This window comes from Pseudomonas sp. dw_612, assembly GCF_018449725.1.
GTDB lineage: Bacteria > Pseudomonadota > Gammaproteobacteria > Pseudomonadales > Pseudomonadaceae > Aquipseudomonas.
Genome location: NZ_JAAVVC010000029.1, coordinates 4,447 through 27,213, shown reverse-complemented (window position 1 = coordinate 27,213; position 22,767 = coordinate 4,447). Strand labels below are relative to the sequence as shown.

3 protein-coding genes (1 of these 3 only partly in view) are annotated in these 22,767 nt (G+C 62.9%); all 3 read left to right on the top strand.

Annotation, left to right across the window (positions count from 1 at the left end; all coding sequences use genetic code 11):
* Tightly spaced (each overlapping or abutting the next), the 3 genes in view from HB680_RS29905 to HB680_RS29895 form a layout consistent with a single transcriptional unit that may run on beyond the window.
* Positions 1 to 6,002: the end of a non-ribosomal peptide synthase/polyketide synthase gene (locus HB680_RS29905; RefSeq protein ID WP_213941900.1), read on the top strand. It extends 6,352 nt beyond the left edge of the window; the window shows 6,002 of its 12,354 coding nt (coding positions 6,353-12,354); its start codon lies beyond the left edge, outside the window; it ends in the stop codon at positions 6,000 to 6,002.
* Positions 6,002 to 19,543: a non-ribosomal peptide synthase/polyketide synthase gene (locus tag HB680_RS29900; protein WP_213941899.1), complete on the top strand. Its 13,542-nt coding sequence runs from the start codon at positions 6,002 to 6,004 to the stop codon at positions 19,541 to 19,543. Before HB680_RS29905 ends, HB680_RS29900 begins: the two co-directional genes overlap by 1 nt.
* Positions 19,540 to 22,767, top strand: coding sequence for a non-ribosomal peptide synthetase (locus HB680_RS29895; protein ID WP_213941898.1), 3,228 nt, complete (start codon positions 19,540 to 19,542; stop codon positions 22,765 to 22,767). The genes HB680_RS29900 and HB680_RS29895 overlap by 4 nt, the downstream gene beginning before the upstream one ends.

The window sequence follows — 22,767 nt, the reverse complement described above, 5'->3', positions numbered from 1 at the left end:
AAGCCACCCAAGTCTTGGAACTTGACCGCCTCGACCTCAGTGGCCAGTCACTCGATGCGCCGCAGGTACAACTCGATCCGCAGAACCTCGCCTACGTCATTTATACCTCCGGCTCCACCGGTAACCCGAAAGGCGTGAGCGTGGCCCACGGCCCGTTGGCGATGCATTGCCTGGCGATCGGCGAGCGCTATGAAATGCGCGACAGCGACTGTGAATTCCACTTCATGTCGTTTGCTTTCGACGGTGCCCATGAACGCTGGCTGACCAGCCTGACCCACGGTGCGTCGCTGCTGATCCGCGATGACAGCCTGTGGACCCCGGAACAGACCTACAACGCCATGCGCGATCACGGCGTCACCGTGGTCGCCTTCCCGCCGGTGTACCTGCAACAACTGGCCGAACACGCCGAGCGCGAAGGGCATCCGCCGAAGGTGCGCATCTACTGCTTTGGCGGCGATGCGGTGCCGGCCGCGAGTTTCGAGCGGGTCAAGCGCGCCCTCGATCCGGACTACATCATCAACGGTTATGGCCCGACCGAAACCGTGGTCACGCCGCTGATCTGGAAGGCCGGGCGCGAGGTGCCGTGCGGCGCTGCATACGCACCCATCGGTAGCCGCATCGGCGACCGCAGCGCCTACGTGCTCGACGCCGACCTGAACCTGTTGCCCCAAGGCATGGCCGGTGAGTTGTACCTGGGGGGCACCGGTCTGGCCCGAGGTTACCTGAACCGTCCGGGCCTGACCGCCGAGCGTTTTGTGGCGGACCCGTTCAGTAACATCGGTGGCTTGCTGTACCGCACCGGCGATCTGGTACGCCAACGCGCCGACGGCACGTTTGACTACCTGGATCGCATCGACAACCAGGTGAAGATTCGTGGTTTCCGTATCGAACTCGGCGAAATCGAGGCGCGTCTGCAAGCCCTCGATGGCGTGCGCGAAGCGGTGGTGGTCGCCCAGGAAGGCACCGCCGGCAGCGGCAAGCGTCTGGTGGCCTACGTGGTGGCCGATGCGTTGAACGCCGCGCGCGGTGATTTTGCCGACAGCTTGCGCGAGCAACTGAAAGTCGCCTTGCCCGCGCACATGGTGCCAGCCTATTTGCTGTTGCTCGAACGCCTGCCACTGACGCCGAATGGCAAACTTGATCGCAAGAACCTGCCGAAGCCGGATGTCAGTCAGTTGCAGCAAGCCTATGTGGCGCCGCAAAGCGCACTGGAGCAGCAACTGGCGACGATCTGGCAGGACGTTTTGAAGCTTGATCAGGTCGGCCTGAGCGACAACTTCTTCGAACTGGGCGGCGATTCGATCATCTCGATCCAGGTGGTCAGTCGCGCCCGCCAGGCCGGGATTCGTTTCACGCCGAAGGATTTGTTCCAGCACCAGACCATCCAGGCCTTGGCCACGGTGGCGCGCCTGGGTGAACAGGCCCAGCTTATCGATCAGGGCCCGGTCACCGGTGAACTGGCGTTGTTGCCGGTGCAGCAAGTGTTCTTCGCCCAAGCCATTCCGGAGCGTCAGCACTGGAACCAGGCCGTGATGCTCAAACCGACGCAAGCCCTTGATGCTTTTGTCCTTGAACAAGCGATGTGCGCGTTGATTGCCCATCATGACGGCTTGCGCTTGAGCTTTGTCGATCAGGCCGAGGGCTGGCAGGCGCAGTACCGCGCGATCAATGAACAAGCTGACGGGATCGTCTGGGCCGTCGATGTCGCCGACGCGACCGGGCTGGAAGTCGTGGCCAATGAAGCGCAACGCAGCCTGAACCTGCAAGACGGGCCGCTGGTGCGTGCGGTACTGGCCAACCTCGACGACGGCAGTCAACGCTTGCTGTTGGCAATCCACCACTTGGTGGTGGACGGCGTGTCGTGGCGGATTCTGTTTGACGACCTGCAAACCGCGTATCGCCAATTGGCGGCGGGTGAACCGCTGCAATTGCCAGCCAAAACCAGTGCCGCCAAAGCCTGGGCCGAACAGCTGCAAACCTATGCGCGCAGTGCGCCGTTGCAACAGGAATTGGCTTATTGGCAACAGCAGTTGCAAGGCGCCGACGTGGTCCTGCCATGCGACAACCCTGAGGGCGGCCAACAGAACCGCCATGCGCTGACCGTGCGCACGCAATTGAACAAGGCCCTGACCCGGCAACTGCTGCAAGACGCTCCGGCGGCTTACCGCACGCAGGTTAACGACCTGCTGCTGACTGCACTGGCTCGGGTCATGGTGCGCTGGACCGGCGCCGACAGCACGTTGATCCAGCTCGAAGGCCATGGCCGCGAAGAGTTGTTCGACGGCGTGGACCTGACCCGCACCGTGGGTTGGTTCACCAGCCTGTACCCGGCCAAACTGACGCCGACCGCCGACCTCGGCGGCTCGCTGAAACAGATCAAGGAACAACTGCGCGGCATTCCGAACAAAGGCATCGGTTTTGGTGCGCTGGCGCATTTGGGCGATGACGCCGCACGTGAGGCGCTGGGTCAATTGCCGGTGCCGCGCCTGACGTTCAACTACCTGGGGCAGTTCGACGGCAGTTTCACCGAAGCCGACGGCGCGCTGTTCGTGCCGTCCAGTGAAGCGGCCGGCGACGAACTGAATGCCGGGGCGCCACTGGCCAACCACCTGGCACTCAACGGTCAGGTGTACGGCGGTGAATTGAACCTGGGCTGGACCTTCAGCCGCGAGATGTTCAACGAGGCGACCATCCAACAACTGGCCGACGATTACGCGCTGGAACTGCAAGCGCTGATCGCCCATTGCTGCGAGGCCGGGCAACACGGCGTCACGCCATCGGACTTCCCGCTGGCGCGCTTGAGCCAGGCGCAACTCGACGGTTTGCCAGTGGCGCCGCAGTTGATCGAAGACCTTTATCCGCTGTCGCCGATGCAGCAAGGCATGCTGTTCCACGCGGTGTACGAAGAAGCTACTGGCGATTACATCAACCAGATGCGCCTCGACGTCGAAGGCCTCGACCCCGAGCGTTTCCATCTGGCCTGGCAAGCGGCGGTGGAGGCCCATGACATCCTGCGCACCCGTTTCGTCTGGCAGGGTGAACTGGATGCGCCGGTGCAAGTGGTCAGCAAACACGTGCAGATGCCTTACAGCCTGCACGACCTGCGCGCCGAGCCGCAGCTTGAACACGCGTTGCAGACCCTCGCCGACATCGAACGCCAGCGCCTGGACCTGAGCGCATCGACCTTGTTGCGCCTGGTGATTGCGCGGGTCGACGACAACCGTCATCACCTGATCTACACCAACCATCACATCCTGATGGACGGCTGGAGCAACTCGCAGTTGCTCGGCGAAGTGCTGCAACGCTACAGCGGTCAGTTCCAGGCTGTGCAGGGTGGGCGCTATCGCGATTACATCCATTGGCTGCAACGCCAGGACGCCGCCGCCAGCGAAGCCTTCTGGCTGCCGGCGCTGCGCAACCTCGACGAGCCGACGCGCCTGGCGCAAGCCGTGGCCCGGCCAGCGGACGCCGACGACCAGGGTTATGCCGATCACTTCCAGGTACTGGACGCCGAACAGACCTTGCGTCTGAGCGAGTTCGCCCGTGCCTCGAAAGTCACGGTCAACACGTTGGTGCAAGCGGCGTGGCTGCTGTTGCTGCAACGCTACACCGGTAAAGACACCGTGGCCTTCGGCGCGACCGTGGCCGGACGGCCTGCGGACCTGCCGGGTGTCGAGCAACAGATCGGTCTGTTCATCAACACCTTGCCGGTGATCGCCAGCCCGAGTGCGCAGCAGTCGCTCGGCAGTTGGTTGCAAGCGGTGCAGGCGCAGAACCTGGCGCTGCGCGAGTTCGAACACACCGCGTTGTTCGATATCCAGCGCTGGGCCGGGCAGGGCGGCGAAGCCCTGTTCGACAGCATCATGGTGTTCGAGAACTACCCAATTTCCCAGGCCTTGGAACAGGGCGCGCCGCAAGGCCTGCGCTTCGGCGCGGTGGCCAACCACGAACAGACCAACTACCCGCTGACGCTGTTGGTGAGCCTGGACCGTCAGTTGTCGGTGCACATGAGTTATCAACGCGGCAGTTTTGCCCAGGCGACCATCGAGCAACTGGCGGCGCATCTGCAGCATCTGTTGAGCCAAATGACCGCGCCGGAACGTTGCCTCGGTGAGCTGGTCTTGCTGGACGAAACTGAACAACAGCAAGTCTTGCTGGACTGGAACCCGACCGACGAAGCGTTCGCCCAGGACCTGTGCATTCACCAGTTGATCGATCAACAAGTGGCGGCGCAACCGAACGCATTGGCGGTGACCTTCGCGTCCCAACAACTGACCTATGCCGAACTCGATGCCCGGGCCAATCGCCTGGCGCACAAGTTGATTGAATTGGGCGTCGGCCCGGAAGTGCGGGTCGGCGTGGCGATGCAGCGTTCCGACAGCCTGTTGGTCGCATTGCTCGCGGTGCTCAAGGCCGGTGGCGCTTACGTGCCGCTGGACCCGGATTACCCGGCCGAGCGGGTCGCCTACATGCTTGAAGACAGCCGTGCGTTGGTGCTGCTGACCGAACAAGCCATCGCCGCCACCCTGTCGGTGAACGCCAATACCCAAGTGCTGTGGATGGATCAGGTCGAAGCGCAACTGGCGGCTTATCCGCACACCGCGCCGGTCACCCGCGTCACGCCGGACAACCTGGCCTACGTGATCTACACCTCCGGTTCCACCGGCCAACCGAAAGGCGTGTCCATCGCCCATCGCAACGTATTGGCGCTGATCGACTGGTCGCAGTCGGTCTACAGCCGCGACGATATTCAAGGCGTGCTCGCATCGACCTCGGTGTGTTTCGACCTGTCGGTGTGGGAGCTGTTTGTCACCCTGGCCAACGGCGGCTCGCTGATCATCGCGCGTAACGCACTGGAACTGGCGCAACTGCCGGCCCGGGATCAGGTGCGCCTGATCAACACCGTGCCGTCGGCGATCAATGCACTGCTGGGCGCCGATCAGATTCCGCCGAGCGTGCGCATTATCAATCTCGCCGGTGAACCGCTCAAGCAAAGCCTGGTGGATGCACTCTACGGGCAAGCGACGGTCGAGCATGTCTTCGATCTGTATGGCCCGTCGGAAGACACCACCTATTCCACCTGGACCCGACGCGAGGCGGGCGGCAGGGCGAACATCGGTCGTGCGCTGAAACACACCGCCAGTTACCTGCTGGATGCCGATCTGCAACCGGTGCCGGTGGGGGTGTCGGCGGAGTTGTACCTGGCCGGCGCCGGCATCACTCGCGGTTACTTGGCGCGTCCGGGCATGACCGCCGAGAAGTACGTGCCGAACCCGTTCTCCACTACGGGCGAACGCCTGTACCGCACCGGAGACCTGTGCCGTTATCAGGCCGACGGCGTGCTCGAATATCGCGGCCGCATTGACCATCAAGTGAAGATCCGCGGTTTCCGCATCGAGCTGAGTGAAATCGAAGCACGGTTGCTGCAACAACCGCAGGTTCGCGAAGTGGCGGTGCTGGCCCAGGACATCCAGGGCGGCCAGCAACTGGTGGCTTACGTGGTGGCGCCGCAACTGGACCTGAATGCCGCTGACGCCCAGCGTCAATTGCGCGATGAACTCAAGGCCGGGCTCAAGGCCAGCCTGCCGGACTACATGGTCCCGGCGCATCTGTTGTTCATCGAACAACTGCCGCTGACGCCCAACGGCAAGCTCGACCGCAAGGCATTGCCGACGGTGGATGCGAGTCAGTTGCAGGCCTGCTATGTGGCGCCAGGCAGCGAACTTGAGCAGCAGGTCGCCGCGATCTGGCAGCACGTGCTGACCGTCGAGCGCGTCGGTTTGAACGACCACTTCTTCGAGCTCGGCGGCCACTCGTTGCTGGCCGTCAACGTGGTCTCGCGGGTCGCCCTCGAACTGGGTCTCAGCCTGACCCCGCAATTGCTATTCCAGTACCCCGTCCTGAGTGATTTTGTCGCGCAACTCGACAGCGACGGCGGGGCCATCAACGAACAGAAACTGAACAAGCTGGAAAGCCTGCTTGACGAAATGGAGGAAGTCTAATGGACAAGAGTGTTGCTTTGAGGATTGCCAAGCGCTTTATCACTCTGCCGCTGGACAAGCGTAAGTTGTACCTGGAGAAGATGCTCGAAGAGGGCGTGTCCCCGGCGAACTTGCCGATTCCCGAGGTCAAGTCCGGGTTTGAATCGATCCCGTTGTCCTACGCCCAGGAACGCCAGTGGTTCCTCTGGCAGATGGACCCCCACAGTACGGCGTATCACATCCCTAACGCGTTGCGCCTCGTGGGCGAACTGGATGTGCCGGCGCTGGAACGCAGCTTCAATGCGCTGGTGCAGCGCCATGACAGCCTGCGCACGACCTTCATCGAGCAGGACGAAAAAACCGTCCAGGTGATCCATGGGCAGATGCCGATCAGCATCGAGATTCAAGCACTCGACGCTGACCTCGCCCCGGCACTGCTGGACGAGCGGATCAAGGCCTTTGTCGAACACGAAACTCACCGCCCCTTCGATTTGCAGCACGGGCCGCTGCTGCGGGTGTCGCTGCTCAAAGTGGCTGACGACGATCACGTCCTGGCGCTGATCCAGCACCACATCATCTCCGATGGCTGGTCGATGCAGGTGATGGTCAAGGAATTGATCCAGCACTATGTCGCCCAGACCTCGGGCCAACCCTTGACCCTGCCGGAACTGACGGTGCAATACGCCGACTACGCGATCTGGCAGCGCCACTGGCTCGAAGCCGGGGAGCGCGAGCGCCAACTGGCGTACTGGACCGCAACGCTGGGCGGTGAGCAAACCGTGCTGGAGTTGCCGATCGATCATCCGCGCCCGGCGCTGCAAAGCTTTCGCGGCGCACGCCTGGACCTGAACCTGCCGCCCGCCCTGGCTACCTCGCTCAAACAACTGGCCCAGCGTGAAGGTGCCAGCCTGTTCATGGTGTTGCTGGCCTCGTTCCAGGCCTTGCTGCATCGCTACAGCGGCCAGGCCGACATCCGCGTCGGCGTGCCGGTGGCCAACCGCAACCGCGTGGAAACCGAGGGTTTGATTGGCTTTTTCGTCAACACCCAAGTGCTGAATGCCCAGGTGCACGGGCAGTTGCCGTTCAATCAATTGCTGGCCCAGGTCAAGCAATCGGCGATGGCCGCTCAGGCGCACCAGGACTTGCCGTTCGAACAACTGATCGAAGCGCTGCAACCGGAACGCAGCCTGAGCCACAGCCCGGTGTTCCAGGTGATGTACAACCACCAGGCGCTGAATGACCAGACCCAGCAACAGAGCCGGGTGCAACTGCCGCAACTGAGCGTCGAAAGCATTGTCTGGGAAGGGCGCACCGCGCAGTTCGACCTGACCTTGGGCACGTATGAATCAAACGACGGCGTGTCGGCCGAGCTGACCTATGCCACGGATTTGTTTGAACCGGCGACCATCGAACGCCTGGCGCGGCATTGGCAAAACCTGCTGCAAGGTATCGTTGAGGATTGTTCTCAGCGGATCGGCGAATTGCCGCTGCTCGACAGCGGAGAGCAAAGCGTTCTGTTGCAGGATTGGCATCGCGTGGTCGAGCATTCCGTGCAAGCGCCGTGCGTGCAGCAGCGGATTGCCGCTCAAGCGGAACAAACGCCGGATGCCGTCGCGCTGATCGTCGGCGACGATTGTTTGACCTACGGGCAACTGGACGCCCGCGCCAATCAGCTCGCGCACAAACTGATCGAAGCGGGTGTCGGCCCGGATCGACTGGTGGGGATTGCCGTCGAGCGCAGCGTGGAAATGATTGTCGGCCTGCTGGCAATCCTCAAGGCCGGCGGCGCTTACGTGCCGCTGGACCCGGCGTATCCCGAGGATCGCCTGGCCTACATGATCGAAGACAGTGGTCTTGAACTGCTGTTGACCCAGTCGCATCTGCAAGCGCAATTGCCGATTCCGGCCGGGCTCAACACCTTGCTGCTTGATCAGCCGCGCGAATGGCTGGCGGCGTATCCGCAGACGTGCCCAACAGTGGCGCTGAGCGGCGAACATCTGGCGTATGTGATTTACACCTCCGGCTCCACCGGTAAACCGAAAGGCGTGATGGTGCGCCACGCCGCACTGTGCAATTTCGTCGAAAGCATGGTCAATCAACCGGGCCTGAATCCCCAGGACCGCATGCTGTCGCTGACCACGTTTTCGTTCGATATTTTCGGCCTGGAAATCTACGGTCCATTACTGGCCGGCGCCCGTGTGGTGCTGACCGGAAAAGACGTGCATCAAGATCCGCACGCCGTACTCGAACTGATCGAGCGTCACGGCGTAAGCGTGTTGCAAGCCACGCCCTCGACCTGGCGCATGCTGCTCGACCACGAGCAGGCATCGATTCTGGCTGGTCGCACCTTCCTGTGTGGCGGTGAAGCACTGCCGCAGGAACTGGCCGAACGCATGCTCGCGCTGTCGCCGAAGGTCTGGAACCTCTACGGCCCGACCGAGACCACGATCTGGTCGGCGCTGCATCCATTGACCGGCGAGAACCCTCGGCCGTACCTCGGCAAGCCAATCGACAACACAGCGCTGTACATCCTCGGCAGCGACCTGGAACTCAACCCGATCGGTGCGCCGGGCGAACTGCTGATCGGCGGCGACGGCCTGGCGCGCGGTTATTTCGAGCGTCCATCGCTGACCGCCGAACGCTTCGTGCCGGACCCGTTTTCGTCCAGCGGCGAACGCTTGTACCGCACTGGCGACCTGACCCGTTATCGCGCCGAGGGCGTGATCGAGTACATCGGCCGCATCGACCATCAAGTGAAAATCCGTGGCTTTCGCATCGAACTCGGCGAGATCGAAGCGCGGCTGCTGGCCCTCGACAGCGTGCGTGAAACCGTGGTGGTGGCGCAGGACGGCCCGACCGGTCCACAACTCGTGGGCTATGTGGTCGCGGCGACAGCTGTCGAGGATGAAGCCGCGTTGCGCGCCGAACTCAAGGCCAGCCTCAAGGCCGAATTGCCGGAATACATGGTGCCCGCGCACCTGTTGTTCCTCGCGCAATTGCCCCTGACCCCGAACGGCAAGGTTGACCGCAAGGCATTGCCTTCGCCGGACGCCAGCCTGTTGCAATCGACATACATCGCGCCGCAGACCGCCACGCAACATAAGGTGGCCGAGATCTGGCAAGCGGTGCTCAAGCTTGAGCAAGTTGGTCTGAGCGACAACTTCTTCGAACTCGGCGGCCACTCGCTGCTGGTCACCCAAGTGATCTCGCGGGTGCGTCAGGCTTTGAATGTTCAGGTGCCGTTGCGCACATTGTTCGAGCACAGCACCTTGCAGAACTTTGTCGCGGCGCTCGGCGTCGAGCCGGCCCACGCCGAGCCCGCCATGGTTGCGCTGCCACGTCAGCAACCGATGGCGTTGTCCTATGCCCAGGAACGCCAGTGGTTCCTCTGGCAACTGGAGCCGACCAGCAGCGCCTACCATGTGCCGGCGGCGTTGCGCCTGCGCGGCAGCCTGGACCTGGCGGCGTTGCAGAACAGCTTTGATACGCTGATCACCCGCCACGAATCCCTGCGCACTCGCTTCATTCAACAAAACGAACAGACCTGGCAGCAGATCGACGCGTCGTCGTCCCTGGCCCTCACGGTGCAAACACTCGATGGTGGACTCGACGACGAACGCCTCAAGGCACTGGTGGCCGAAGAAACCCTGGCGCTGTTCGACCTGCAACAAGGTCCGCTGCTGCGGGTCAAGTTGCTGAAGCTGGCCGCCGACGATCACGTCCTGGTCCTGACCCTGCACCACATCGTCTCCGATGGCTGGTCGATGCAGGTCATGGTCGATGAGCTGATCGAACTCTACGCCGGTTACAGCGTGGGGCAGCCGCGTCAATTGCCGGCGCTGGCGGTGCAATACGCCGACTATGCGGTGTGGCAACGGCAGTGGATGGAGGCCGGTGAGCGGGAGCGCCAACTGGGTTACTGGACCGCGCAGCTGGGCGGCGATCAGCCGTTGCTGGAGTTGCCGGCGGACCGTCCGCGTCCAGCCGAGCAAAGCTATCGCGGCGCACGCCAGGACATTCCGCTGAACGCGGAACTGGCCGCTGCCCTGAAGCGTGTGGCACAGCAGGAAAACGTCACCCTGTTTGCCCTGTTGCTGGCCTCGTTCCAGACCTTGTTGCACCGCTACAGCGGCCAGGCCGACATTCGCGTCGGCGTGCCGGTGGCCAACCGCAACCGCCTCGAAACCGAAGGCTTGATCGGGTTCTTCGTCAACACCCAAGTGTTGAAGGCCGAGATCGACAGTCAGCAGACCTTCCGTGGTTTGCTGCAACAGGTCAAAAACACCGTGCTCGGCGCCCAGGCCCATCAGGACTTGCCGTTCGAACAACTGGTCGATGCCCTGCAACCGGAACGCAGCCTCAGCCACAGTCCGTTGTTTCAGGTGATGCACAACCACCAGAGTCAGGCCCGTGAAGCGCGGGGCGCGGCGCGTCTGCCGCAGATCGAGATCGAAGGGCTGACCTGGGTCTCGCATACGGCCAAGTTCGACCTGACCCTCGACACCTTCGAATCCGTCGACAATGTCTGGGCCGAACTGACCTACGCCACCGACCTGTTCGACGCCGAAACCATGGCGCGAATGGCGCAACATTGGACGAATCTGCTGAACGCCATCGTCGCCGATTGCGGCCAGCGCATCGCCGAGTTGCCGTTGCAGGACAGCGCCGAACGCGAGGCCACGCTGTTGCAGTGGAACCCGACCGTGGCGGATTTCCCAAGCCAACGTTGCCTGCACGAGCTGATCGAAGCCCAGGCCTTGCGTGCTCCTGAAGCGATTGCCGTGACCTGTGGCGAGCAAAGCCTGAGCTATGCCGAACTGAATGCGCGGGCCAACCCGCTGGCGCACAAGCTGATTGAAAGCGGCGTCGGGCCAGACGTGCGCGTCGGCCTGGCGGTCGAGCGCAGCCTGGACATGCTGGTCGGCCTGCTGGCGATCCTCAAGGCCGGCGGCGCTTATGTGCCGCTGGACCCGACGTATCCCGAAGAGCGCCTGGCCTACATGATCAACGACAGCGGCATTCGCTTGCTGTTGACCCAAAGCCATCTGTTCGGTCGCCTGCCGGTGCCGGACTCGGTGCGCAGCCTGATGCTGGACCAGGAGCGCGACGGCCTCGAAGGCTACAGCGATGCCAATCCGCAGGTAGTCATGAGCCCGGACAACCTGGCGTACGTGATCTACACCTCCGGTTCCACCGGCCAGCCGAAGGGCACTTTGCTCGCCCATCACAACGTATTGCGCCTGTTCGAAGCGACCCAGGACTGGTTCAGCTTCGGCCCGCAGGACGTGTGGAGTTTGTTCCACTCCTACGCCTTCGACTTCTCGGTCTGGGAGATTTTCGGCGCGCTGCTGTACGGCGGCAAACTGGTGGTGGTGCCGTACGAGGTCAGCCGTTCGCCGGAAGATTTCTACGCGTTGCTGTGCCGTGAGCGCATCACAGTGCTCAACCAGACGCCGTCGGCGTTCAAGCAGTTGATGCAAGTGGCTTGCGCGCCGGAACATGCCGCGCTGCAACCGTCTCTGCGTTACGTGGTGTTCGGTGGTGAGGCACTGGAGGTCAAGAGCCTGCGCCCGTGGTTCGAGCGCTTTGGCGACCAGGCTCCCCGACTGATCAACATGTACGGCATCACCGAAACCACGGTCCACGTGACCTACCGCCCATTGACGATGGCCGACCTGCAACGTGACGCGAGCAGCCCGATTGGTGAGCCGATCCCGGACCTGTCCTGGTACTTGCTCGACGGTGATCTGAACCCGGTCGCCAAAGGTTGCATCGGCGAGTTGTACGTCGGTCGCGCCGGTCTGGCCCGGGGTTATCTGAACCGCGCCGACCTGACGTGCCTGCGCTTTATCCCGGACCCGTTCGCCGCTGACGGTGGCCGCTTGTACCGCACCGGCGACCTGGCGCGCTATCGCGCCGACGGCGTGATCGAGTACATCGGGCGCATCGACCATCAAGTGAAGATTCGCGGCTTCCGCATCGAACTCGGCGAAGTCGAAGCGCAACTGCTGGAACAGGCCGCCATCAGCCAAGCAGTGGTGCTGGCGCAACCGGGCCTCAGTGGCCAGCAATTGGTTGCCTGGCTGGTGCCGGCCGACGCTGCATTGCTCGGCGCCGACCCGACCGAACAAGGCCAGTGGCGCGACAGCGTGCGCGCCGCGCTCAAGGAAAACCTGCCGGATCACATGATCCCGGCGCACCTGTTGCTGCTGGCGCAATTGCCCTTGACCGGCAACGGCAAACTCAACCGCAACGCCTTGCCGTCCCCGGACGCGAGTCAGGCGCAGCAGGCTTATCAAGCCCCGCAAAGCGAGCTGGAACAGCGCATCGCCGCGATCTGGCAAGACGTGTTGAAGCTGCCGCAAGTCGGGCTCAACGACAACTTCTTCGAACTCGGCGGCGATTCGATCATCTCGATCCAGGTGGTCAGCCGCGCCCGTCAACTGGGGATTCGCCTGAGCCCCAAAGACCTGTTTCAGCACCAGACCGTGCAGCGTCTGGCGCTGGTGGCCCAGGTCGGTGACGGCGAGTCCGGCATCGATCAACAAGCGGTCAGCGGCGCGGCGTTGCTGTTGCCGATCCAGCAGCAGTTCTTCGACGATGAAATCCCGGAGCGTCATCACTGGAACCAGTCGGTGTTGCTCAAGCCGCGAGTGGCGCTCGACGCGGAAAAAATCGAGCAGGTCCTGCGTGGGTTGGTGGCGCATCACGATGCGTTGCGCCTGAGTTTCACCCAACACAACGATGGTTGGGCGGCAGAGCATCAGTCGATTGAACAACTGCAACAGCCATTGCTTTGGCAGGAAGCGGTTGCCGATGCCGCAGCACTCGAAGCCTTGGGCAACCGCGCCCAGCGCAGCCTCGATCTGCAACAAGGTCCTTTGTTGCGTGCGGTGCTGGCGACCTTGGCCGATGGCAGTCAGCGTCTGTTGCTGGTGATCCATCACCTGGCAGTGGACGGCGTGTCGTGGCGGATTCTGCTGGAAGACCTGCAAAACGCTTATCAGCAATTGCTCGACGGCCAGGCCCTGAAGCTGCCGGCCAAGACCAGTGCCTTCAAGGACTGGAGCGAACAGTTGCAGCGCTACGCCAACAGCCCGGCGTTGCAACAGGAACTGGCTTACTGGCAAGCCTGCCTCAGCGATGTGAACACCGATTTGCCGTGCCTGCGCGCCGATGCCGGCCAGCAGAATCATTTGCGCGTAAACGTCCAGACCCGTCTGAATCAAAGCCTGACCCGGCAATTGCTGCAAGAAGCCCCGGCGGCGTATCGCACTCAGGTCAATGACCTGTTGCTGAGCGCGCTGGCACGAGTGATCGGGCGCTGGACCGGCCAGCCCTCGACGCTGATCCAGCTCGAAGGCCATGGTCGCGAAGAATTGTTCGACGGCGTAGACCTGACCCGCACCGTGGGTTGGTTCACCAGCCTGTTCCCGGTGCGCCTGACCCCGGCCAGTGAACCCGGCGCAGCGATCAAGCAAATCAAAGAACAACTGCGCTCGATCCCGAACAAGGGCATCGGCTTCGGCGCCCTGCGTCACCTCGGTGATGAGCAGGCGCAGCTATCCTTGCGCGCACTGCCGAACCCACGCATCACCTTCAACTACCTCGGCCAGTTCGATGGCAGTTTCGAAGGCGATGACGCGGCGCTGTTCACCCCGGCCCAAGACAACGCCGGGCTCGATCAAAGCCTTGAAGCGCCGATGGGCAACTGGCTGACCCTCAATGGTCAGGTGTATGGCGGCGAGTTGAGCGTCGGGTGGAGTTTCAGCCGTGAACGTTTCGACACGGCCACTATTGAACGTCTGGCCGAGGAGTACGCCGAGGAACTGGCGGCGCTGATCGCCCACTGCGTGACCCCGGGCGTGCAGGGCCTGACGCCGTCGGACTTCCCGTTGGCCGGCCTGACCCAGGCGCAACTCGACAGCGTGCCAGTCGCACCGCAGCAAATTGCCGACATCTATCCGTTGTCGCCGATGCAGCAGGGCATGCTGTTCCACACCCTCTACGAGCAACAGGCCGGCGACTACATCAACCAGATGTGCGTGGATGTCGAAGGCCTGGATGTCGAGCGTTTCCACGGGGCCTGGCAAGCGGCGGTGGACGCCCACGATGTGCTGCGCAGCAGTTTTGTCTGGGACGGTGAGTTCAAGCGTCCGTTGCAGGTGATTCACAAACAATTGGCCGTGCCGTTCACCTTGCACGACTGGCGCGCCCACAGCGATGTGGCCCTGGCGCTCAGCGAATTGGCGGCCACGCAGCGCCAGCAGGGTTTCGACCTTGCGGCCGCGCCGTTGCTGAACCTGACCGTGGTGCGTCTCGACACCGCGCGTTATCACCTGATCTACACCAGCCATCACATCCTGATGGACGGCTGGAGCAATTCGCAGCTGCTCGGTGAAGTGCTGCAACGCTACAGCGGTCAGGCGCCGGCGAACACGGCGGGGCGCTATCGCGATTACATCGAATGGCTGACCCAGCAGGATGTGCAGGTCACCGAAGGCTTCTGGAAAGGCCAATTGGTCGCGTTCGACGAGCCAACCCGGTTGGCCAAGGCACTGGTGTGGACCGGCAGCGAAGCGGCCAACACCGCCCAGGGCGAACACTTCCTGACTCTGGACCTGGCGCAGACCGCCGGGCTCAATACCTTTGCCCGGGAACAGAAAGTCACCCTCAACACGATGGTGCAAGCGGCCTGGCTGCTGTTGTTGCAACGCTACACCGGGCTGGACACGGTCTGCTTCGGCGCCACGGTGTCCGGGCGTCCGGCGCAACTGGCCGGGGTCGAGCAACAAATCGGTCTGTTCATCAACACCTTGCCGGTGGTCGCCAGCCCGCGTGCCGAACAGCCGCTGGCGCAGTGGTTGCAACAGGTGCAGGCGCAGAACCTGGCGTTGCGTGAGCAGGAACACACCGCGTTGTTCGACATCCAGCGTTGGGCCGGGCAGGGTGGTGAAGCCCTGTTCGACAATATCCTGGTGTTCGAGAACTACCCGATCTCCGAAGCCTTGCAACAGGGCGCACCGCAAGATCTGCGCTTCGGTGAAGTGGGCAACTTCGAACAAACCAACTACCCATTGACCCTGGCGGTCAACCTCGGCGCCGAGTTGTCGTTCCAGCTGAGTTTCGACCGTCAGCAGTTCGATGAGGCGGCGATTGAGCAACTGGCCGGGCACCTCGCGCACTTGCTGTTGCAGATGGTCGAGGCACCGGCCGCCAGTCGCGTGGGCGACCTGACGCTGGTCCCGAACGCGGTGCGCGAGCCGCTGGCGCTGCCGGCCGATGGTCTGGGCGTGCAGCGTTTATTTGAGCTGCAAGCTGAACGCACGCCGGACGCCTTGGCGCTGATTTTCGACGAGCAACGCCTGAGCTATGCGCAACTGAATGCCCAAGCCAACCAATTGGCGCGCGTGCTGCTGCAACACGGTGTCGGCCCGGAAGTGCTGGTGGGCATCGCGGTCGAGCGCTCGACGCAGATGATCATCAGCTTGTTGGCGGTGCTCAAGGCTGGCGGCGCCTATGTGCCGCTTGACCCGGAATACCCGGCCGAGCGTCTCGGCGCGATGATCGAGGACAGTGGCCTGCGTGTGCTGTTGACCCAAAGCCACCTCGCGGCGACGTTGCCAACGGCGGCGGGCGTGAGCGTCCTGAGCCTGGATCAACTGGTTTATCCCGCCGATACCAACAATCTGCCCGAGCGCAGCGGCCCGCAAAACCTCGCGTATGTGATGTTCACCTCGGGTTCCACCGGGCGCCCGAAAGGCGTCGGCATCACGCAATCGGCGCTGACCCGTCACACCCAAGTCGCTTTGGACGTGCTTGGCCTCAGGCCGCAGGACCGTTCCCTGCAATTCGCCACGTTCAACTTTGATGCCTTTGTTGAACAGCTTTACCCGGCGCTGATTTGTGGCGCTTCGGTGGTGCTGCGCGGTCAGGACATCTGGGACAGCGAAACCTGGTATCGCGAATTGCTCGACAAGCAGTTCAGCATCAGCGACTTGACCACCGCCTACTGGAACATGTTGGCCAAGGACCTCGCAGCGGCGGGTCATCGCGACTATGGCGTGCTGCGCCAGATGATCGTCGGTGGCGAAGCCATGCCGCCGGAAGGGGTCGCCACTTGGGGCCAGGCTGGCCTGGGCCATGTGCGCCTGCTGAACACCTATGGCCCGACCGAAGCCACGGTCAGCGCCACGGTGCTCGATTGCAGCGACTACGTGTCCGGCCGCCACCCGTTGCCGGTGAGCATGCCGATTGGCCGGGCGTTGGGCGGCCGGGCGATTCATGTGCTCGACACCCAGGGCCAACCGGCGCCGGTTGGCGTAGTCGGTGAACTGGTGATTGGCGGTGAGCTGCTGGCGCGCGGCTACTTCCAGCGCCCGGAATTGACCGCCGAGCGCTTTATTCCTGATCCGTTCGATCCAGTCGGCGGTGGCCGCGTGTACCGTACCGGCGACCTCGCGCGCTATCGCGCCGACGGCGTGATCGAGTACGTCGGGCGGGTCGATCATCAAGTGAAGATTCGCGGTTTCCGCATCGAGCTGGGTGAAATCGAAAGCCATCTGTTGCAGGTTCCAGCGGTGCGTCAGGCCCTGGTGGTCGCGCAACCGGGCGCCATCGGTCAGCAATTGGTGGCCTACGTGGTGTTCGACGATCCGGCACAAGCCAGCGCCGATGCATCCACGCTGGCGGCGCTACGCGATGAGATCAAGGCACGGCTGAAAGCGAGCCTGCCGGATTACATGGTGCCGGCCCACGTGCTGTTCCTCGAAGGCCTGCCCCTGAGCCCGAATGGCAAGCTCGATCGCAAGGCCTTGCCGGGCGTCGATGTGAGTCTGGTGGCGTTGGACTTTGTCGCACCGCAAGGCGCACTCGAACAGCAGATCGCCACGGTCTGGCAGGACGTGCTGGAACTGGATCAGGTCGGCCGCGACGATCACTTCTTCGAACTGGGCGGGCATTCCCTGCTCGCGACGCAAGCGGTCTCGCGCCTGCGCAAACTCACGGATTGCACCTTGAGCCTGCGTGACCTGTTTAGCCATCCGCGACTCAAGGACCTGGCGGCGTGGATCGCGCAGCAGCAGGGCACACCTGAGCCGAACGGTCACGGTGTGGTGCTCAAGGCCCACGGCACTCGGCACAGCGCACCGTTGTCGCTGGTGCAGCGCCGCTTGTGGATCGCCGAGCAACTGTCCGGCGGCACGGCGGCGTATGGCATGCCGATGGCCTTGCGCTTGCGCGGCGAGTTGTCGGTGGAACGGCTGATCGGCAGTTTCGCCGAGGTGGTGCGTCGTCACGAAGTGCTGCGCACCGCGTACACCCAGGACGATGAAGGTGATCCGATTGCGGTGATTGCCGAGCAGGTCGAGGTGGATTTCCCGGTGATCGACCTGTCCGGTCTGTCGCGCAGCGCCCAGGAAGAACAGGTGGCCCAAGCCGCCCTGGAAAATGCGCGCACGCCGATTGATATGGAACACGCGCCGTTGTTGCGTGGGCGGATCCTGCACCTGGGACCGACCGAGCACGTGATGCTCTATGCGATGCACCACATCATTTCCGACGGCTGGTCGATGGGCCTGTTGGTCAACGAACTGGTGCAGATTTACGAGCGCACCAAGGCCGGTGACCTGAACCCGCTGCCGTCACTGGACGTGCAGTATTCCGACTTCGCGCTGTGGCAACAGGAACTGGAGCAGCAAGGCGTGCTGGCGCGTCAGGCCGAGTACTGGAAAACACGCCTGGCCGGCTACAACGGGCAACTGAAATTGCCAGCGGACAACCCGCGCGGTTTGACGCCGTCCTATGAAGGCGACGCGGTGCAGTTCCAGCTCACCCCGTCACTCAGCGCGGCGTTGCGCAAGGTGTCGATGGACGCGGGCGTCACGCTGTACAGCACGCTGCTGGCGTCGTTCCAGGTGTTGTTGCACCAGGTCAGCGGTGCGGCGGATGTGCTGGTCGGTGCCGACGTGGCCGGGCGTGAACAGCCGGAACTGGAGCGCTTGATCGGCTTCTTCGTCAACGTCCTGCCGTTGCGTTCGCAGTTCGATGGCGCCGCGCCGTTCGCCCGATTCCTGGCCCAGACCCAGGAAGCCTTGCTTAGCGCCATGGAGCATCAGGACCTGCCGTTCGACATGATCGTCGACGCCTCGGACGTGCCACGCCACAAGGGCATGAACCCGCTGGTGCAGGTGTTGTTCGTGATGAATAACCTGCCGGGCCGCACCCAGTCCATGGGCGGTTTGAGCGTGGAATCGCTGCCGGCGCTGGAGACCCATTCTAAATTCGACATGGCGTTGTTCGTTGACGATGAAGAAGGGCAATTGCTGGGTAATTGGCAATTCGCCACAACCTTGTTCGGACACGAGCGCATTCAGCACCTGGTCAAGGCCTGGATAGCCCTGTTGGAACAGATCGTCGCTGATCAGGACATTCAATTGGGAGCTATCAGCATGCCAGTCGACAATTTAGCGGTGGCCGCCAAGCCTGCCGTCCCCGGACCCAAGGCCGACAAACTCGGCAAGTTCCTCAAGCGCGGCGCCGCTCCGGCGGCCAAGGCCCGGCCAGCGCCGATCCGCGAATCGCTGATCGCCGCGCCACAGCCGTTCCCGCTGCTGCTGGAACCGAACGAGCCGCACCTGGACTTGATCGAGTGGATCAACCACAACCGGCCGCTGATCGAAGAGAAACTCGCGACGCACGCCGGGATTCTGTTCCGTGGTTTCGAACTGGACGGCATCCAGGGTTTCGAGGCGTTTGCCGAAGCGATCCAGCCGGGGCTTTACGGCCAGTACGGCGATCTGCCGAAGAAGGAGGGTGGCAAGAACACTTACCGCTCCACGCCGTACCCGGAACGCAAGATGATCCTGTTCCACAACGAGAGCTCCCATCAGGACCGCTGGCCGCGCAAGCAGATGTTCTATTGCGAGCAGGCCGCGCCCGTCGGCGGTGCGACGCCGGTGGTGGATTGCCGGTTGATGTACGAAAAACTGCCGGCGGACCTGCGGGACAAGTTCGAGGAAAAGGGCCTGCTGTACGTGCGCACTTTCACCGACAGCCTCGACGTGTCCTGGCAGCACTTCTTCAAGACCGAAGACCGCGCCGAAGTCGAGGCCCGTTGCCGGGCCGGTGGCATCGAATGGCGCTGGCTCGACAACAACGAACTGCAAACCCGCACCCCGGGCCCGGCGATCATTCGTCACCCGGTGACCGGCGCCAAATCGTTCTTCAACCAGGTGCAACTGCATCACATCTATTGGCTGGAGCCGGATGTGCGCGAAGACCTGCTGTCGATGTTCGGCCTCGATCGCATGCCGCGCCACGTGTTCTACGGCGACGGCACACCGATCGAAGACGAAGTGATGCAACGCATCGGCGACTTGTACGAAGAGTGCGCGGTGCGTTTCGACTGGCAAAAAGGCGACGCCATCCTGCTCGACAACATGCTGGTGGCCCACGCCCGTGATCCGTTCGAAGGCCCGCGCAAGATTGTCGTGGCCATGGGCGACATGTTCGACCGCAGCGCCCTTGAGCGCGTAATGAACACCGAGGAAACCGGAGCATGAACGAGGTATCGATGGACCAGCAGGACCTGGGATACGCCTTGACGCCTGAACAGCAGTTGATGCTGGAGCAGTTGCCCAAGGCCCCGGCCTGCGCGGATGCGCTGCGTTTCCTGGAGGTCGAGATCAGCGGCGCCCTCGATCCGCAGCGGCTGCAAAGCGCACTGGACAGCGTGCTCGTGCAGCAACCGATGTTGGTCGCGCGGTTGGGCAAGGCGCCGGGTTTCCATGGTTTGCGCCAGTTTGTCGGGGGCGCCGAGCGCTTCCCGCTGACCGTGCAGGCGCGGGTCGAAACCCCGGCCGGTATTCAGGCTCAGCTCAGCGAATGGGCGGAACGTTCTTTTGTGGTCGGTGAGTCCGAGGGCGCGCAAGCGGTGCTTTATCGTCTGGCCGATGCTCAATGGAAACTGGTGTTGGGCGTGGCCCGGCACAGCCTCGATGCAAGCGGCGTGCGCTTGCTGTATCAGCAATTGGTGCAGGCCTACGGGCAAGACACGGCGGCGGACGATGAAGAGAGCGGTGAATTCACTCAGTACCTGGAATGGCGCAGTGAAGTGGTGCTCGACGAAGATGCGGCCGGGGCGCGGGTTTATTGGCAGGAACACCTGCAAGGCGCGGACCCGGATCTGAGTACGCCGTGGTTGGCGTATCGCAATCCTTCTTCGTCGGTGGTTACTGAATCCCTGACGCTGAGCCTCGAACCGGCACTGCGCAACGGTTTGCAGCAAGTGGCCGGTGTTCTGGAGCAATCGCCGCGCGTGGTGCTGCAAGCGGCCTGGTGGGTGTTGCTGGGGCGGCTTAGCGGGCATGAACAAGTGCTGGTCGGCGTGCGGCATGACAGCCGCGAAGATTACGAATACTTCAGCGATGCGGTGGGCGTGTTCGCGAAAACCCTGCCGCTGAATCTGTCACTGACCGCGAATACCGCGTTCAGCGCTTGGGTGACCGAGTTGGCGGCGCGTCTGGATGAGCATCGTACGTGGCAGGAATACTGGTCGCCTGAACTGGCGCCGACGGCGGCGCGTCCGGCGTACGGTTTTGCCGTTTGCCGGGCCACGCAGGCCACGACGTCCGATGGTTTGCAATGGGCGCCCCGTTCGGCTGTTCGCGAAGCGCTGTTTGAATTGCTGCTTGAACTGGAAACGGACGAGGTGGGCAGTGCCCACGCCTTGCACCTGCGTTTCAACCCGTCCCGCTACTCGGTTCAGGCGATCGAAGGCCTGCTGGCGCAGTGGCACGTATTGCTTGAAAACATCGTCGCCAATGTTCACGCCGAACTCGGTCAACTGAGTGTGTTGGGTGCTGCTGAACAACAACGCTTGTTGTCGATCAATCCACCCGTGACAGCGTTGGCGGATAGTCGATTCCTGCCGCAGCGGATTGCCGACTTTGCCCGGACGACACCGGACGCCGTCGCCCTGACTGACGGCGATCAATGCCTGAGTTATGGGCAATTGCAGGTGAAGGTCGAGGCGTTGGCCCAGGCACTGAAAGCTCAAGGTCTGGCGCCGGGGGCGATTGTCGCGCTGGCCTTGCCACGCTCGGCAGAGCTGGTGGTTGCGATGCTCGCGGCGTGGCGCATTGGCGCGGCATACCTGCCGCTGGACCCGCAATGGCCGCAGGCCCGTCAAGCCTTGATGCTGGAACAGGCCGGCGCCGCATTGCTGCTGGTCGACGCCGCGCACATCGCGCAATGGCACGATCATCCGTTGCCCCTGGCGACCGTGGATCGCGTGCTGCAATCGGCCCCGGCGGCGACGTCGGCGATCACGCTAGACACTCAGGGCGATCACGCGGCGTACGTGCTGTTCACGTCCGGCTCCACCGGTGTGCCGAAAGGCGTGGTGATCGAGCATCAACAATTGCTCAACTACACCGCTCACGTCAGTCAGGCCCTGGGGCTGGAGCAGTGCCGGCAGTTCGGCTTCACCTCCACGGTGGCGGCGGATTTGGGCAACACCGCGCTGTTCGGTGCGTTGTTCAACGGCGCGGCGCTGCATGTGGCCAGCGATGAGCAAATGCAGGACGGCAATTTGTTTGCCGGTTTCCTGCAACAACAAGCCATCGATTGCCTGAAGATCGTCCCGTCGCACCTGGCCGCGCTGCTCGACAGCGAACGCGCGCAACTGCCGCGCACGTTGATTCTGGGCGGTGAGCCAATTGCCCCGGCATTGGTGCAACGGATCGCCGGTTTGCGCAGTGATTGCCGGGTGTTCAATCACTACGGCCCGACCGAAGCCACGGTCGGTGTGCTGGTGCATCCGCTGCGCCTGGACGGGTTGGTGGCGGACGCCGGCGTGCTATCCCAGGTGTTGGGCAACAATCAGGTGTTTGTGCTCGACGAGCATCTGCAACTGGCGCCGGTGGGTGTGCTGGGCGAGGTGTACCTCGGTGGCGCGCAGTTGTGCCGCGGCTATGTGAATGTCGAGGCTGATTCGGACGTGTTCATCCAGAGCCCGTTTGATCCAAAAGAACGGCTGTACCGCACGGGCGATCTGGCGCGTTATCGCCCGGATCTGGCGATTGCGTTGCACGGTCGGCGCGATCAGCAAATCAAGGTGCGGGGTTTCCGTATCGAACTGGCCGAGGTCGAAGCTGAACTGCTGCGTCTGCCGCAGGTTGCGCAGGCACTGGTGTTGCCGGGGCAGTCTGCGCAGGACGGAATGCTCGCGTTCATCGTCCCGCATCAAACAGCTTCGGCGACGTTGCTGGATGCCGTTCGCGATGAGTTGGCGCTGCGCCTGCCCAGCGTGATGCTGCCGCAACACGTGCAGTTGATCGACAGCTTCCCGCGACTGGCCAACGGCAAGGTTGATCGCAAGGCGTTGCAACAACTCGCGTCCACCTCGGCGGACGATGAAGGCCTGCAACCTCGCGATGCCCTGGAGCAATTGCTGGTGACGCGCATGGCGCAACTATTAGGTGTCGAACGTTTGGGCATCGACCGGGACTTTTTCGCCGCCGGGGGCCATTCCTTGCTGGTGATCAAACTGGTGGCCGGCATTCGCAAGTTGTTGCAGTGCGAAATCCAGCCGGGCGTGGTGTTTGATCATCCGACCGTGGCCGGTCTGGCGGCGGCGTTGCGTGCCCGGGAAAGCAGTCCGGGGCAGTTGGAGAAAATCGCCCAGGCGCGGATGCGTCTGGACAACATGAGCCCCGAAGAAAAAGCGGCGCTCACGGAAAAAGCCCGGCAATTGCAAAACGCCAAGGCTGCGCAAAACGGTTAA